This is a genomic window from Subtercola lobariae (assembly GCF_014640255.1).
Lineage (GTDB): Bacteria > Actinomycetota > Actinomycetes > Actinomycetales > Microbacteriaceae > Subtercola > Subtercola lobariae.
Window position 1 is genome coordinate 150,209 of record NZ_BMGP01000006.1, and the last position, 16,650, is coordinate 166,858.

A 16,650-nucleotide genomic window follows, 5' to 3' on the forward strand; every position below is an offset into this window, starting at 1 on the left:
CTCGCGCCGCCCACCACCCGCACCGCACCCGCACTCGCTCCACCCCATCACTCGCGCCAGCCGTCGCCCACAGCCACCGCTCGCGCCATGTGAGCCCACTACGCCCGTTTGAGCCCGGCACACCAGCCTCAATTCGCTTCAGCGGGCTCACGAAGCGAGCGGATGCGGCGCGAGAACCAGCGGCAGGAAGATATCGTCGACGATCTCCTCGATGACCGACTGCGGCACCGGCTTCATGGTCATCAGGGCTTCGTGCCGCAGCAGGTCGAAGGGCAGGCTCATCACGCGCGGAGTGAGGCGCGCCGCATCCACCTCGCCGCGGGCCACCGCACGAGCGACGATGTCATCCATGACGGTCGTGGCGCGGTCGCCGAGCAGAAACCGCCGCAGATCGGCCATCGACGTGCCTGTATCGCGGTAGAACGCTCCGAGCTGCGTGCTCATCACGGCCGCGTAACCGAGCCGTGTCGAGCTCGCATGCTCGAGGTGGGCGAGCACGTCGCCGCGCAGCGAGCCGGTATCGAAATCGGGCACCTGTTGGCTGACGAAGGTGTGCCGGATGGCCGCGAACGCCAGCGACTCGCGATCGGGCCAGCGGCGGTAGATCACCGGGCGGCTGGTGGCCGCACGTTCAGCCACGCCATCGATGGTGAACGATCCGTAGCCGCGTTCGACGAGTTCGGCCCACGCGGCGTCGAGCAGCGCACGCTCGAGTTCAGGGCCGCGGCGGCGGCGCGCCGGCTCGAGTTCGGGTTCGGGTTCGGGTTCGGCTGCAGTCCCGGGCTCGACCCCGGCCCCGGCCCCGGGCGCAATGTCGGGCACCCGGGGCGCCTTCACGTCAAGATTCACTTGTGCATCTTATCGCGCTGAGTTAGTGTCTATCAGGAAGATACATCAGTGTATCTTCACCGAACCGGCCAGACCGAGCCCAGAGACAGCAGGCCACATCACGGCGGCCCAAAAAAACGGAGGCACCCATGAGCACGGCATCAGGCGGCGCAAGCGCGGTCAAAGAGCGCATCGACCCAGAGGTAGTGCGCATCGCCACCGTCGTGATCGTCGGCGCCATGGCCGTCATCTTCGACACCACCATCGTCAGCGTTGCACTGCCGACACTGGCGCGCGAGCTCAATTCATCGGTCGCGACCATCCAATGGGTCAGCACCGGCTATCTGTTGGCGCTCGGCGTCACGATTCCCCTGGTCGGCTGGGGTCAGAGCCGCTTTGGCGGCAAACGGCTCTGGATGTTCGCCCTCACGGTGTTCATGGTGGGCTCGATTCTCTGCAGTCTCGCCTGGAGCGCCGAGAGCCTCATCGCCTTCCGCGTACTTCAGGGCATCGGCGGCGGGGTCATGCTGCCGCTGATGTCGACGCTGGTTATGCAGGCGGCCAATGGCAAGAACCTCGGCCGCATCATGTCGGCCGTCTCTCTGCCGGCCGTGCTCGGCCCAGTTCTCGGCCCGGTCGTCGGCGGCCTCATTCTCACCTCGCTCGACTGGCGCTGGCTGTTCTGGGTGAACGTTCCGTTCTGCGTGGTGGGCATCATCCTGGCCTGGCGCATGCTGCCCCGCGACGCGAAGACCCCGGCCATCCGCCTCGACCTGTTCGGGCTCGTGCTGCTCTCGCCGGGTCTCGTCGGCGTACTCTACGCCCTCTCGAACGTCAGCCAGCCGGGCGCGTTCGCCCGCGGCGACGTTCTCGTGCCCCTGCTCGTGGGCGCCGCACTGCTGGTCGCCTTCGCTCTGTGGGCGTCGCGGCGAGGCGACAAGGCGCTGGTGGATGTTCGGCTCTTCAAACACCGCCCGGTCGCGTCTGCGTCGGCCCTTCTCTTCCTCTCGGGCGCGTCTCTCTATGGCGCAATGCTGCTGCTACCGCTCTACTGGCAGGAGGTGCGCGGGCTCGACCCGCTCGCAGCCGGGCTGCTGCTCGTGCCGCAGGGAATCGGCACCTTCTTCAGCCGCTCGATAGCCGGAAGGCTGACCGACCGCGTCGGGTCGAAGGTCGTGACTCTCGTCGGGTTCGCGATTGTGGGGCTGGCCACCATCCCATTCGCCCTCGCCACACCCGCGACGAACGAGTGGTGGCTGATGGGCGCACTGCTGCTGCGCGGATTCGGGCTAGGCGCGGTGACGATTCCGCTGATGTCGGTGGCCTTCCTGGGGCTCAAGCGGCCCGAGGTGCCCCACGCGAGCATCCTGACCCGAATCGCGACGCAGATCGGTGGGGCGCTGGGCGTGGCGGTTCTGGCCGTGATTCTGGATGCAGCGGTGACGGCAGCGGGGTCTGGTTCGGGCGCGGCGGTGCCCGGCTCTGCTGCGCTGGCGTCGGCGTTCGACCAGGCGTTCTGGTGGGCGGTCGGGTTCACCGTGCTGGCGATGGCGCTCTCGTTCACGCTGCCGGGCAGGCCGGCCGCCGCGCCGGTGTCAACCCCGACCGAGGCAATCCCGGCTGCAGAAGAAGCGCGATCTATGCTCAAGGAGTGAACGAACCCTCCGCTGCCGAACCCGGCCCGACGAGCGATATCGTCATCGTCGGCGGCGGCCACAACGGCCTGGCGGCGGCGGCCTATCTCGCCCGCGAGGGGCTCTCGGTCACCGTGCTCGAACGCCTGCCCGCGGTCGGCGGCGCAGCGGTCTCCACCTCGCCATTCGAGGGGGTGGATGCCCGCATCTCCCGCTACTCGTACCTGGTGAGCCTCCTGCCGCAGAGCATCATCGACGATCTCGGGCTCACCCTCACCTTCGCGAAGCGCCGTTACTCGTCGTACACCCCCGTTCCCGGGCGCTTTCCGAATGGGGTGGATAGCTCGGCCCCCCACAACACCCTCGCCGCCGCAGCGAGCACCGGCCGCACCAACGACACCGGCAGCCTCAACGACACCGGCGGCACCCAGGTCGCCCACGATACCGCCGGCGGCGACCGCGGCCTGCTCGTCGACACCACCGACCTCGCCGCCACCCGCGCCTCCTTCGCCGCCGTCGGCGCAGAAGGCGACGCCGACCTCTTCTTCGAGTTCTACAGGCACTGCCGCGACCTCACCGAAAAGCTCTGGCCCACCCTGACGCAACCGCTGCTTCGGCGCAGCGAAGCGCGCACGCTGGTCGACGCCGATCGCACTTGGCACTCGATGATCGAGCGGCCGATCGGCAAGATCATCGAGCGGCATCTGCAGAACGATCTGGTTCGGGGGGTCATTCTCACCGACGCGCTCATCGGCACCTTCGCCCGCGCACTCGACGAAGATCTGGCCCAGAACGTGTGCTTTCTCTATCACCTCATCGGGCAGGGAACAGGCGAGTGGAACGTTCCGGTCGGCGGCATGGGCGCCGTCACCGACGAGTTGCTGCGAGCCGCGGTGGAGGCGGGCGCGACGATCGTCACCGATGCCGAGGTACTGGCCATCGACGTCGGCAAGGTGCCGCAGCCGGCGAGCGCGAACGACCTGGCAGCATTCAGCACGAATTCACCCGCCGAGACTCCCGCGACGATTCGGTATGTCGTCGCGGGCGTTCGGCAGAGCATCCGGGCCCACACCGTGCTCTCGAACGTTGCACCGATCGAACTCGAGCGGCTGGTCGGCCGAGCGCGGTCGACCACGTCAGCCGCAGCAAAACCCGAGGGCGCCCAGGTCAAGGTGAACCTGCTGCTCTCGCGCCTGCCGCGCCTGCGCGACCCGAACGTCACGCCCGAGCAGGCCTTTGGCGGAACGTTCCACATCAACGAGACGTACTCCCAGCTCGACGCCGCCTACCTCGAGGCTGCCGCCGGGCAGCTGCCGAACCCGCTGCCGTGCGAGATCTACTCGCACTCGCTGGCCGACCCGAGCATCCTCTCGCCCCAGTTGCAGGCCGCCGGAGCCCAGACCCTCACAGTGTTCGCGCTGCACACCCCCACCCGGCTCGTCACTCCCGAGACCAACGACGTCTTCAGAACCGAAGCGCAGGCCGCCGTGCTCGCCTCGCTCAACAGCGTGCTGGCCGAGCCCATCGAAGACTGCCTGCTGCTCGACGCTTCGGGCGAACCCTGCATCGAGACCAAAACCACTCTCGACATCGAAGAGGCGTTACGGATGCCCGGGGGCAACATCTTTCACGCTCCCCTCTCGTGGCCCTTCGTCGACGACGATGCCCCCCTCTCCACTCCCGCCGAACGCTGGGGAGTCGCCACCCCGTACCCGCGGGTGCTGCTGTGCGGGTCAGGTGCGCGCCGCGGCGGAGCAGTCAGCGCACTCGGCGGACACAACGCCGCCATGGCGGTGCTCGAAGAACGTGCCGAGGCCGGTAGGCCTGGGCGATCATCGAAAGGCAGTTCCCGATGAATCCGTCAGCAGAAAGCGCGACCGGCTCCGCCGGCCAGACCGGCAAACCGGTCACCGACGACGCGTCGAGCGGCGGCGACAGCCCAGACACCAACGACGACACACCCAACCCAGAAGGGCCGAGCATCACCGACAACGCCGTCTACGTCGACGGCAAGCGAACGGCCGAGCCCCGCACGCTCGACGAAACGTTCGAGGTCATGCGTGAAAACCACGGCGTGGCCTGGATCGACATGGTGCACCCCGATCGCGCCGAACTCCAGGCCGTGGCAGATGAACTCAGCCTGCACCATCTCGCCGTGACCGACGCTCTGACCGGGCATCAGCGATCGAAACTCGAACGGTACGGCGAGACGCTCTTCGTGGTGCTGCGCCCCGCGAAATACCTCGACGACGTCGAGAAGGTGAAGTTCGGCGAGGTGCATGTGTTCATGGGGCCCGACTTCGTGGTGTCGGTGAAACACGGAGATTTTCCCGATATCGGGCTCGTTCGAAAGCGAATGGAAGAGCATCCCGAGCTCTTATCTGGTGGCCCGCGAATGATTCTGTACGGCTTCATCGACCTGGTCGTCGATGGATACGCGCCCGTGCTCGAAGGTCTCGAGAACGACATCGATGAGATCGAAGATCAGCTTTTCAGTGGCGATCGAGAGGTTTCGCGCCGCATCTACGATCTTTTGCGCGAGGTCATCGACTTTCAGCGGGCGACGCACCCTCTCGAGGAGATGCTGCAGAGCCTGATCGAGGGGCTTGAAGCGACTGAGCAAGGCCCGGTCGCTTCCTCTCCGGGCGCTTCCTCTCCGGGCGACGCCGCCCCTCCGGTCGACGCTCACGAACTCGCCGAAGACGACGCAGCCCAACTGCTCGAACTCAAACGCCACCTGCGCGACGTGCTCGACCACGTCATTCGTATCATCGACCGCTCGGAATCGTTCAGAACCCTGCTCGAGAATGCCCTCACCGTTCATTCGACGCTGATCGCCCAGAAGCAGAACGACGAAATGACGCGCATGACCGAGACCAGCCTCGCCCAGGGCGAGCAGGTCAAGAAGATCTCGGGCTGGGCCGCCGTGCTTTTTGCGCCCACCCTCGTGGCGGCCATCTACGGCATGAACTTCACCAACATGCCCGAGCTGAAGTGGTTTCTGGGTTATCCCTTCGCGCTCGCCCTCATGCTCGGCTCGGGAATCGGCCTCTACATCGTCTTCAAGAAGCGCGGCTGGCTCTGACGCCGGCCCCTGACTATGCCCAGGTGCAGCGGGTAAAATCGCCTGATGGCCGTGCCCAAGATCATTCTGTACTACGTCTTCGCACCGCTGCCCGACCCCGAAGCCGTGCGGCTGTGGCAGCGCGACCTCTGCGAGAGCCTCGGGCTTCGGGGGCGCATCCTCATTTCGGCGCAGGGCATCAACGGAACCCTCGGCGGCGAACTGAACGCGGTCAAGAAGTACCTGCGCAAAACTCGCGAGTACCCCGCCTTCAAGAACCTCGACGTGAAGTGGAGCGAAGGCACCGCGCTCGACCCCACTACCGCGACCCCCGCGGCGCCACACGGATTCTCCACCGACTTTCCACGCCTCACCGTGAAGGTGCGCGACGAGATCGTGAGCTTCGGCGCCCCGGGCGAACTCTTCGTCGATGACTCCGGCGTTGTCGGCGGCGGCACGAAGCTCTCACCCACCGAACTGCACGAGCTGGTCGAGGCGCAGAAGCAGGCCGGCGACGATGTGGTGTTCTTCGACGGGCGCAACTCCTTCGAGGCCGAGATCGGCCGCTTCGAGGGCGCCATCGTGCCCGACGTCAGCAACACCCGCGAGTTCGTCGCCGAGCTCGAGAGCGGCAAATACGACCACCTCAAATCGAAGCCCGTCGTCACGTACTGCACGGGCGGCATCCGCTGTGAAGTGCTGTCGTCGCTGATGACCGCGCGCGGATTCTCGAACGTCTACCAACTCGACGGCGGAATCGCGCGCTACGGCGAGACGTTCGGCGACTCCGGGCTCTGGCAGGGGTCGCTGTACGTTTTCGACAACCGGCTCTCCTTGAATTTCACTCCGGATGCTCGTACCATCGCCACCTGCGTTCGGTGCGCCTCACCGACCAGCGCCATGCAGAACTGTGCCGATCTGTCGTGTCGGGCGCAACTCGTCGTCTGCGGCGACTGCTCCTCCACAACGGCGGTGTGGTGCGAGTTGCACACAGTGGAGGCGGCTCTCTCGCCTTCGGTCGGAGCCGAGTCATAGGCTGAGGCCATGACCTCCCTTCACCCCACAGCTTCTCTCCAGCACCGTGCCGACGAACTTCTTCGCCTGCACACCTCCGCCGAAATCTTGAGTGTCGTCAACGTTTGGGATGTGGTGAGTGCCAAAGCCATCGCCGACATCTCCGAGACCACCGCGCTCGCCACGGCAAGTCACAGCATCGCGGCGCTCTTCGGGTACGAAGACGGTGAGCAGATTCCCGTCGATCTGATGATCGACATGGTCGGTCGCATCGCAGCAGCCACCGACCTGCCGGTGAGTGCCGACCTCGAGGCAGGCTACGGGGCGCCCGGCGAGACCGTGCGCAAAGCCATCGACGTGGGAGTCGTGGGTGCCAACCTCGAAGACCAGATGAAGCCGCTCGCCGATTCCGTCGCCGCCGTGGCAGAAGTGGTGGCGGCCGGCCAGGCCGAGGGCGTGAACTTCGTGCTGAACGCGCGCACCGACGCGTTCCTCCGTGCCGGTTCCCGCCCGCTCGACGACGTGATCGCCGATGCCATCGAGCGCGGCCGTGCCTTCCTCGACGCCGGCGCCGCCTGCGTCTTCGTTCCCGGCAAACTCGACGCCGACACCGTCGCCCGTCTGGTCGAGGGTATCGGCCCCCAACGCATCAGCGTCATCGGCGTTCCGGGCTCCCTGCGCCCGTCCACCCTCGAAAAGCTCGGCGTAGCCCGCATCTCCTACGGCCCCTGGAGCCAGCGCGTGGCCCTCACGGCTCTCGCCGACCTAGCCATCTCCCTCTACGGCGACGGCACCCTCCCCGACAACGCCCGCGCCCTCAACTAACTCCGCCAGCAGCATCGTTTTTCGGCTTCGGCGAGAGTCAGCTGATTTATACGCGCAAAAGCTTGTCCGGCGCGACCTTCGCCCGGCGGCGTAGCTTCTCCGCTTCACACGTGCGGAGGGCGCCCACAACGGCGTTAAAACCAGGCTATGCCGACGACGTCCAGGCCGGAATCGGGCCGTAGGCGCCGGCAGGGGCCTCTGACCGCGGCAAGCAGAAGGCGCGGCTGCCCGATGGGCCGGCAGCGCCGCACCGGCACCAGCCCCGCAGTTCCGTTCACGATCATCGGGTTTGTCATCGCCGTGTTCGTCGTGGGCCTGTACGTATGCCGAAGAAGTATGCGTGGACTCGCCGCAGCGACAGGAATATGCGTTCTCCCGCCGGGAGACATCTCTCTCGGCGGGTGGGTAGAAACACTGCCTCTTCCATGGAGCACCGAATAGACACCACCAATCAGGCGCGAAAGGAGCGTCTCATCAGCGCAGCAACTGACGTGACGATCCGGTGCGTTCTTCTCAGGATGCGGCTGATGGTTTAGCTGATCTTGTGGTGGGGTGCGTCTGGTGCGTCGGCTGCCGGGCCGACTCCGACGGGGATGCCGGCCTCGGGGTGGTTGAGGTCGAACGCGGGGGATTCTGATCGGATGCGGGGCATGCTGGTGAAGTTGTGTCGTGGGGGCGGGCAGGAGGTTGCCCATTCGAGTGAGCGGCCGAATCCCCAGGGGTCGTTGACTGTGATTTTCGGGGAGTGGCGTGCGGTGATGTAGACGTTCAGGAAGAAGGGAATCATCGATGAGGCGAGGAGGAACGATCCGATGGTTGAGATTTGGTTCATCCAGGTGAAGCCGTCGGCGGCGGAGTAGGTGGCGTAGCGGCGCGGCATCCCGGCCACTCCGAGCCAGTGTTGGATGAGGAACGTGGTGTGGAAGCCGATGAAGAGCAGCCAGAAGTGCCACCGGCCGAGCTTTTCGTTCAGCATCCGGCCGGTGAATTTCGGCCACCAGAAATAGAATCCGGCGAACATCGCGAAAACGACGGTGCCGAACACGACGTAGTGGAAGTGCGCGACCACGAAGTACGAGTCAGAGACGTGGAAATCGAGCGGCGGCGACGCGAGGATGACGCCGGTGAGGCCGCCGAACGTGAACGTGATGAGAAAGCCGACAGCCCAGATCAGCGGTGTTTCGAAGGTGACGGATCCGCGCCACATGGTGCCGACCCAGTTGAAGATCTTCACACCTGTCGGTACAGCGATGAGCATGGTCATCAGTGAGAAGAACGGCAGCAGAACCGACCCGGTGACGTACATGTGGTGCGCCCAGACCGTCACCGACAGGGCGGCGATGGCGATCGTCGCGTAGACGAGTGTTTTGTAGCCGAACAGGGGTTTGCGGCTGAAGACGGGGAGCACTTCGCTGATGATGCCGAAGAACGGCAGTGCGATGATGTACACCTCTGGGTGGCCGAAGAACCAGAACAAGTGCTGCCAGAGCAGCGCGCCGCCGTTAGCGGGGTCGTAGATGTGCGCGCCGAAGACCCGGTCGATACCGAGTGCGGAGAGTGCCGCCGCGAGCACGGGGAACGCCATCAGGATGAGGATGGCGGTGACCAACGTTGTCCACGTGAACAGCGGCAGTCTGAACATTGTCATGCCGGGGGCGCGCATCGTGATGATGGTGGTGATGAAGTTCACCGCGCCGAGGATGGTGCCGAAGCCGCTGAGGATGAGCCCGAAGACCCAGAGGTTGCCGCCGTCTCCTGGTGTGAACGTCTGACTCGAGAGGGGGGCGTAGGCGAACCAGCCGAACGACGCGGCCCCTTGCGGGGTGAGGAAGCCGGAGACCGCGATGAGGGAGCCGAAGCTGTAGAGCCAGAAGGCGAGAGCGTTCAGCCTCGGGAATGCTACGTCGGGGGCGCCGACCTGCAGCGGCATGAGCACGTTCGCGAACCCCGAAAACAGCGGCGTCGCGAACATCAGCAGCATGATCGTGCCGTGCATGGTGAAGAGCTGGTTGTACTGATCGTTCGTCGCTAACAGCTGCTGGCCTGGTTCGAAAAGCTGCGCCCGCATCACCAAGGCCATGACCCCGCCGAAACAGAAATAGATGAACGACTCAATCAGGTAGAGGTACCCGATGACTTTGTGGTCGGTCGAGGTGACCCAACGCACGAGCACATTGCCCTTGCGCTTCGCTGCCGGGCTGACTTCTACCCGGTCATCCACCCTGCTCATCAGCAGCTCCTTCCAGCCGCCGTGATCCGCCGTGTTGGTCGGCGGCCGATCATTGGCCTGCCTCCTGCGCGGAGGATTGAGAGGGAAATGCGGGGGAAAGAAATGTCACCACGCTGCCTCGATCCCGAACTTCGAACTGACTTTTCCGAGGGGAGATGTCCGCTCGGATGGGAAACCAGCAGCCGGGGTCTGAGGCGACTACTGGTTAGTGTAGCGGCAGAGCATCGTTGTGGGTCGGGATGCGCGAGACGGATCCCGAATAGTAAATGGGTTAGGGAGTGAAGACCGCAGTGAGAGCCGCGAGCGAAAGCATCAAAACACGAACACGACATGCATATTCCACGTCCGTCTCAGTCCGGTATGCACCTGCTCTGGAGCAACGCCCGGAACACTGACGCCGAGTCGCAACGAGGCAGACACAACCCCTGGTGGATGCACAACCGATCGTCTTACGGTGAAACGCCTCTACCGCTTTCAGCGGCAGAGAAAGCGAAACAGGAGAGCAACCTCTCACTCAGCGGAAGAACGATCGCATCTCGGTTAGGCGGCGAGAGCCGCCGGCGGCGGGGTGGCCGCGGAGCGGGCCGCAGCGGCGCGCGCAGCGCGGCGCTCTCTGCGGCCGAGGCGACGTTCGCGCGCGAAAGCTCGCGCGTCGGGGCTCGAGAGCGCGAAGAGCAGCAAGATGTCGAAGCTGAGGTTGACCAGGCCCGTGGTGGTACCGAGGTCGGCCTGGTTGTTCACGAACTCGATGGCCACGCTCGCCACCGTGATGAGGCTCAACGTCATCACCACGAACCGCGCCCAGTTATACCCCACGAACACCAGCTGCGCGAGCACCAGGTAGCCCACAAACGCCACAATCGCGAGGCCCACAATGACCCAGACGGCGATGTCGGCGAGCTGATCGCCATCGATGCCGGCACCCGAAGGCAGGTCGATTCGCACCGCCGCCACCGAGTCGGCCCACGTCGCGAACACCGCGATCACCGAGAGAGCCCCAATGGCACCACGGATGATCATCAGCAGATAACTCAAATAGATGGAGATGGGCCGCTTCACCCGGTTCGACGCCGCCGAATCTCGTGCCGTGTCGAGAACCACGTGCCCGAGCAGCGTCGCATCGGCCGGCAACGGAGCCGAATCGACGACTTCGGCGCTCGCCGCCCCTTCAGCAGAAACCGGCACACGAGTGAGGTCGACAATGGGCAAATCGCCATCGGTGGTGATCGCGTCACCACCGCCGTTCACCGCGTGATACCCGGTGGAGAAGTTACGGATGACGGTGAAAACGCCTTCAGGGTTGGCATCTTGCAGGGTGGCGACGATGTGATCGCGTTCACGATCTGTTTCGCGCTCGATGCGGTGGGTTACCTGCAGTGTGAAAAGCGAGATACCCACGTTGCGGTCGTAGGTTCCCGCGGCCATCCACTCAGCCTCGTAGCCGCCCGGCAGAAGCCAGCCTTCTGGCGTCTTCCAGAACCTCACGTGGTGGCGTTTGGCAGGGTTTCCGTCGACTTCTTGCTGATACGTGAAGTCTTGGATGTTTCCGAACAGGTACAGCGGGCTCACCGGTGCGTCAGAGTAGCTGCGCCTCGAGAGAGTGGATGTCACGATGCGAAGCGCACTGCGAAAGCCGACCTCGTCGGCACGATGCCATCCGGCAGCCAGCATGGCGGTGTGCAGCTGAGCCTCAGAGCCGAACAATGCGAGGTTGACCGGGTCACCGAGCAGGCCCTCGTTCGTGCGGGCGCGGCCGATGAAGTAGTCGGGCACGTAAATGTGAGTGAGCATGCTGTGCAACCGCGGCAGGAGCAGGTAGGCGAGCAGCGCGTAGAAGACGATCAAGAACCACAGGTACTGAAAACCGTGACTGAACGACTGCGAGAGCACGAGGTAGGCGAGCCATGCGGCCGAGGCGGCGCCTAAGAAGAAGTAGACGTTGTCGAGCGTCGCCATCAGCCGGCCCCGGCGGTCTTTCTTGGGCGGCAGCGGCGGGGCGAGCGAGGCGGCATCGGCGGTGGGGTCGAACGGGGCCGGCTGCATTCGAGGCAACGGTTCGATGGGCGGCCGCACCGTTGCCGGCAACGCGGCTTCGGCGGCGCTCTCGCGGTCGATCGGCGCGCTCTCGGGGGCCCTGCCTGCCGAATCGAGGGTACTTCCCGCCATTCGTTAACCGTAAGGCACACATGCCCCTCACTGCACCCGATTGACCGCAAGATCCCATCACTCGCGCCCGACCCGCCACGAACATCCACCCCCTAATATGCCGCCAAGCGCATAGGCTGGTTGCCAATCATCCGCAAGCGATTGTGCACCACGGCTCGCCTCGGTGCGCTGAGCGCCTGCGACGACCGAGGGCCCGCACCGCAGCCGAAAGGCTGTACCCGGGCCTGCACACGAAGGGGTGAGATGCCAGACGGCGTCACTATCGAGTTCACGAACGTCACAAAACGTTTCGGCTCGGTCGAAGCCGTCTCCGACCTCTCATTCACCGTCGAACCGGGGCAGATCACCGGCTTTCTGGGCCCCAATGGCGCCGGCAAAACGACGACACTCCGGATGCTCTTGGGCCTCGTCACCCCGACCAGCGGCACCGCCACCTTCGGCGGCGTCGCCTACCGTGACCTGCCATCGCCCCTCGGCACCGTGGGGGCCGCCCTCGAAGCCGCGAGCTTTCACCCTGGCCGCACGGCCGCCGACCACCTGCGCATCTATGCCCAAGCCGCCGCGCTGCCCCGCGCCCGCGTCGCCGTGGTGCTCGAACAGGTGGGCCTTGAGGGGTACGCGAATCGGCGTGTCGCGGGCTACTCGCTCGGCATGCGCCAACGGCTCGGACTCGCCTACGCGCTGCTGGGCGACCCGAGTGTTCTGGTGCTCGACGAGCCCATCAACGGGCTAGACCCGGAGGGCATCCGCTGGATACGCCTCTTCTTACGCCAGCTGGCGGCTGAAGGTCGAACGGTGCTGGTCAGCTCTCATTTGCTCTCTGAGGTGCAGCAGAGCGTTGACGAAGTGGTGATCATCGCGCACGGAAAGCTCATTCACCGCGGTACCCTCGCGAGCCTCGATATGGTCGACAGCAAGCAGGTCATCGTCGATTCACCGAACCGCGACGGCCTCGGCTGGGCGCTGCAGGCCGCCGGGTACGCCTTTCGCAGCCTGCGCGGCGGCGTCATCGTCGACAACGCCGAGGCCACCGAGATCGGGCGCATTGCCTTCGCGGCCGGCATTGCGCTCAGCTCGCTGTCGCAGAAGCACGCCGGTCTCGAAGACTCGTTTCTGGCGCTCGTCGGCGAAGAGGGTGCACTGTGAAGTCGCTCGGCCGCGCGGTGCACGCCGAATTCACCAAGGTCACGACCACCAGACTGTGGTGGATTCTCGCCCTCATCATGGTGATCTACGTCGCTCTCGTCGCGGGTGGCCTGACCGCGATTCTCGGCACGGTCGGCAGCAGCCGCGGCCCGGTCATCTCGAGCGCAGAGCGCGCCCCGCTCATCTACAGCTTCGGGTCGTCGATCGGTTACGTCTTCCCTGTGCTTCTCGGCGCTCTCGTCACGACGGCCGAGTTTCGCCTCAAAACGCTGACGCCCACGTTCTTGGCTACGCCGAAACGCGGGCGCATCCTCGTGGCAAAACTCGTGGCGCTCACCGTTTTCGGCGCATTCTTCGGTGTGCTCGCCATGGCCGCATCGGTGGGCGCCGGCTCGGGGTTGATGGCTGCGTTCGGTCAGGATGCCCAATTAGGCTCATCTGCGATCTGGGCGCTCATCGGGCGAGCCATTCTGGCGATGGCGCTGTGGTGCGCGGTGGGTGTTGGACTAGGCGTTCTCGTGCCCAGCCAAGTCGCGGCCATCGTCATTGTGCTGGCGTTCACTCAGTTCGTCGAACCCATTCTGCGCTTCGCATCGGGTCTCACCGACTGGAGCGCCCAGGTGGGCAAGTTTCTGCCCGGCTCAGCCTCAGACGCTCTCGTCGGGTCGAGCTTCTATTCGCTCTCGGCTCCGTCGCTCGTGGCTCTCGATTGGTGGCAGGGCGCCCTTGTTCTGCTGGCGTATGCCGTGGTCGCCGCCGTTCTGGGCTACTTCACGTCGTGGCGCCGCGACGTCACCTGAGGCACGCCTAGGTCGTCACCTGGGTTGCGCACAAGCACCTTCAGCGCGCTCGCGCGGTGCCTTTGCGCAACCTCGGCTGCACCGCGCGTGCCTAGAGTAGAAGCATGTTTCGCGCGATCGTTGTAGACGAAGGTAAACCGGCCGAGATCAGAGAGGTCGACGACGACTTCCTGCAACCGGGCGAGGTGACCATCGACGTCGAGTACTCGAGCGTCAACTTCAAAGACGGTCTGGCGCTCGCCGGCAACCGCGGGGTAGTGCGCACCTTTCCGATCATCCCGGGCATCGATCTTGTCGGCACGGTTGCGGCATCTGATTCGGCGCGATTCGCCGTAGGCGATCTGGTGCTGCTGAACGGCGATGGCATCGGCGAGAGCCGGTTCGGCGGCCTCGCTGAGCGCGCACGGGTGCGAGCGGATGCCCTGATTCCGTTGCCCGAAAACCTCAGCGCCTCGCGTGCGGCCGCCATCGGTACCGCGGGGTTCACCGCGATGATCGCTGTGTTGGCGATTGAGCGGCTGGGCATCCTGCCGACCGCCGGAGACGTGTTAGTCACGGGTGCAGCTGGCGGAGTGGGCTCGGTCGCCATTGCTATGCTCGCCGCCCGGGGCTATTCGGTCACCGCCTCGACGGGTCGCGCTGAGGCCGAAGGCGACTACCTGCGCCGGCTCGGTGCAGCCGACGTCATCGATCGCGCTCAGTTCTCTGATCCGGGCAAACCTCTGCAGAAGGCGCGCTGGGCGGGGGCCATCGACTCTGTGGGCAGCGCGACGCTGGCCAATGTGCTCGCCCAGACGAACTACGGCGGCGTGGTGGTGAGCTGCGGTCTCGCCCAGGGCGGCGACCTGCCGTCGAGTGTGATGCCGTTCATCCTGCGAGCCGTCACGTTGACTGGTGCGAACTCAGTGGATGCTCCGCTCGCGTTGCGCGAGCAGGCGTGGGCCGCGCTTGCCACCGAACTCGACCTCGACCTGCTCGATTCGATGACCTCGACCACCGACCTTGCCGGAGCCCTCGACGCCGGGCCGACGATTCTCGGTGGGCAGATTCGCGGACGCACGGTAGTGGATGTGCGGCGGTAGTGCCTGCGGGGAGGTAGCGCCTCGCGAGAGAACCCTCAGCAGAACAGTACTTTAGTGAGATAAAATCAGCTATCATGAATGCTTCACGTGTTGCATTCATGATGAGGAGCTGCGTTTTATGGCACAAGTCGCCGATCGCCGGTCGGCGCCCGCCGCGACACCGGCCGCCGGCTCGATTGCCGCCGGGTCGATGGCCGCCGACTATCGGGTAGGAGTCGCCGCCCTTCCGGCATCGGGCCTGGTCGCCCGGCTCTTCGGCGGCGAGCGCCGGGTGGTGGGCCTCGACGCGGCTCGCGGCGTGGCACTGTTTCTGCTTCTGGCGAGCGCCGCCGCGAGCATGACGATGGGCGCATCGCCAGCGAGCGACCCGTTCAGCTTCAGCGATCTGGCCACGCTCTCCCTGACGAACCCGGCCGGCTGGGCTGCGGCCCTCACGCCTGATCGGCTGTTCGCCGCTGCACTCGTTCTGTTCGCCACCGTCGCGGGCTCCTCGGTGAGCCTGTTTTCAGGGGGGTACGAGGGTTTCGCTGACGTAGCTTCGGTGCAGGCTCGCTTTCGGGTTGTGTTGCGCAGCTCCCTTTTCACGGTGTGCGCTGTGGCACTCGCCCTGATGGCGCAGCACCTGCACTTCGTCGCGCTCCTGCTGGCGGCAGAACTGCTGCTCTACATTGCGGTACTTTCGATGGTCGACGTGGTCATGGCCCGCTGCGGTGCGGCGCTGCTGTTCAGCCTTGCGGCCGCGAGCGCGTTCGGTTTTCCCCTTCTTGCGCGACTGATTTTCGACGCCGGGGGTTCGGCGGCGCTTCGGCAGCTGTCGTTTGTGTTGCCCTGGATCGCGCTCTTTCTCTGCGGAATGGCCATCGGCCGGCTGCCTCTGCGTCGCCTCGCGCCCCGACTTTTTCTGCTCGGCTCTGGGTTGCTGATCTGTGCCGCAGGCATCGCTGGGTTCTGGGCGGTGAATAATGTGAGCCTTCCGGGGTGGCTGCAGCTCGCTGCGGGCACCGAAAATGCGGCGACGGTCGCCGGCGGGTTCACGGGCATCACGTTCGGAGCGCCCGCTACTGTTCCGATTGTCGTCGCCGCGGGCGGGGTAGCACTCACGTGTCTCGCCCTGTGCCTTGTTATCGGCCGGGCCGCGAGATGGGCACTCGTATTCTTCAGTGCACCGGGCTCACTGTCGTTGAGCGTGACCACCGTTGTTGCGGCGGCGGCGATTGTCGGTGGAGTCGCCGCACCGGGCTCGCCGATGCAGGTGGCGATCGGCACGGCGATACGCGAGGTCAGCGGTGGCAATCGTGCTTTCTTGACTCTGGAGTTCATCGGCGCAACAGCGTTGCTGGGGGTCGCCTGGCGGTTGTGCCTCGGCACGGGGCCACTCGAGAGGCTCATCGCTCTGATCGGTACGGCGCTGACTCGGGTGTCGGTGGCCGATTCAGTGGTGTCGAACGTGGCGGCAGAGGCGGCCCAGAACGCCAGTTCGTCGCACCAGACCCGGGCGGCCCTGGCACCACAGGCCGCTGGTTCTGCTGCTACCGCCGCTGCTGCCACTGCTGCCAAGGCACCTCATACGGCTCGGTCGACGTTCAGCTATCCGCCGATTCCTCCCGACGACCCGAGCTACGACGACCTGATCGTACCGCCGCGGGTGGCGCCAGCCCCGGCGTCTCGGGTGGCGCCCGTCGCGGCGGCTCCGATAGCGCCGGTCGAGGCGGTCGAGCCGGTCGAGGCGGTCGGGCCGGTCGAGGCGGTCGAGGCGGTCGAGCCGGTCGAGGCGGTCGAGGCCCAAGGGGTGCAGCGCACGGGCGCGCCGGTGCGCTCGTCGTGGAGCCCGGGCCAGTCCCTCGGGCGCCTGCCGTACTGA

General features: G+C 65.6%; 12 protein-coding genes. 9 read left to right on the forward strand and 3 right to left on the reverse strand.

Features of this window, described 5'->3' with window-relative positions:
- Positions 1-147: 147 nt before the first annotated feature.
- Complete coding sequence (locus IEX24_RS15850) at positions 148-849, reverse strand: TetR/AcrR family transcriptional regulator (protein ID WP_229715419.1); 702 nt, start codon at positions 847-849, stop codon at positions 148-150.
- A 128-nt stretch (positions 850-977) separates the two neighbouring features.
- Between IEX24_RS15850 and IEX24_RS15855 the strand changes: the two genes are divergently transcribed.
- The 5 genes from IEX24_RS15855 to IEX24_RS15875 are packed head-to-tail and all read left to right on the forward strand — an operon-like array spanning position 978 to position 7,365.
- Positions 978-2,483, forward strand: coding sequence for an MDR family MFS transporter (locus tag IEX24_RS15855; RefSeq protein WP_188679980.1), 1,506 nt, complete (start codon positions 978-980; stop codon positions 2,481-2,483).
- The gene (locus IEX24_RS19680) at positions 2,480-4,318 is read left to right on the forward strand and encodes a phytoene desaturase family protein (RefSeq protein WP_229715422.1); all 1,839 of its coding nucleotides are present in this window, start codon (positions 2,480-2,482) and stop codon (positions 4,316-4,318) included. The genes IEX24_RS15855 and IEX24_RS19680 overlap by 4 nt, the downstream gene beginning before the upstream one ends.
- The gene (locus tag IEX24_RS15865; protein WP_188679982.1) at positions 4,315-5,547 is read left to right on the forward strand and encodes a magnesium and cobalt transport protein CorA; all 1,233 of its coding nucleotides are present in this window, start codon (positions 4,315-4,317) and stop codon (positions 5,545-5,547) included. The genes IEX24_RS19680 and IEX24_RS15865 overlap by 4 nt, the downstream gene beginning before the upstream one ends.
- 45 nt (positions 5,548-5,592) lie before the next feature.
- The gene (trhO, locus tag IEX24_RS15870) at positions 5,593-6,561 is read left to right on the forward strand and encodes an oxygen-dependent tRNA uridine(34) hydroxylase TrhO (RefSeq protein ID WP_188679984.1); all 969 of its coding nucleotides are present in this window, start codon (positions 5,593-5,595) and stop codon (positions 6,559-6,561) included.
- 9 nt (positions 6,562-6,570) lie between these two features.
- A complete protein-coding gene (locus tag IEX24_RS15875; protein WP_188679986.1) occupies positions 6,571-7,365 on the forward strand; it encodes an isocitrate lyase/PEP mutase family protein in 795 nt (264 codons plus the stop codon).
- A 532-nt stretch (positions 7,366-7,897) separates the two neighbouring features.
- Here the strand turns inward: IEX24_RS15875 and ctaD are convergent.
- Positions 7,898-9,595, reverse strand: coding sequence for an aa3-type cytochrome oxidase subunit I (gene ctaD / locus IEX24_RS15880; RefSeq protein ID WP_188679988.1), 1,698 nt, complete (start codon positions 9,593-9,595; stop codon positions 7,898-7,900).
- Positions 9,596-10,135: 540 nt separating this feature from the next.
- Positions 10,136-11,761, reverse strand: a complete 1,626-nt coding sequence (locus tag IEX24_RS15885) for an LssY C-terminal domain-containing protein (RefSeq protein ID WP_229715424.1) — start codon at positions 11,759-11,761, stop codon at positions 10,136-10,138.
- A gap of 243 nt (positions 11,762-12,004) precedes the next feature.
- Here IEX24_RS15885 and IEX24_RS15890 point away from each other — a divergent pair, with 243 nt between their 5' ends.
- From IEX24_RS15890 to IEX24_RS15905, 4 genes are all read left to right on the forward strand, one after another.
- Positions 12,005-12,907, forward strand: coding sequence for an ABC transporter ATP-binding protein (locus IEX24_RS15890; RefSeq protein WP_188679989.1), 903 nt, complete (start codon positions 12,005-12,007; stop codon positions 12,905-12,907).
- Positions 12,904-13,707 (forward strand): ABC transporter permease, encoded by an 804-nt coding sequence (locus tag IEX24_RS15895; protein ID WP_229715426.1) that lies wholly within the window; start codon positions 12,904-12,906, stop codon positions 13,705-13,707. Before IEX24_RS15890 ends, IEX24_RS15895 begins: the two co-directional genes overlap by 4 nt.
- Positions 13,708-13,811: 104 nt before the next feature.
- Positions 13,812-14,789: an MDR family oxidoreductase gene (locus IEX24_RS15900; protein WP_188679991.1), complete on the forward strand. Its 978-nt coding sequence runs from the start codon at positions 13,812-13,814 to the stop codon at positions 14,787-14,789.
- A 118-nt stretch (positions 14,790-14,907) separates the two neighbouring features.
- Positions 14,908-16,650, forward strand: a complete 1,743-nt coding sequence (locus tag IEX24_RS15905; RefSeq protein ID WP_188679994.1) for a hypothetical protein — start codon at positions 14,908-14,910, stop codon at positions 16,648-16,650.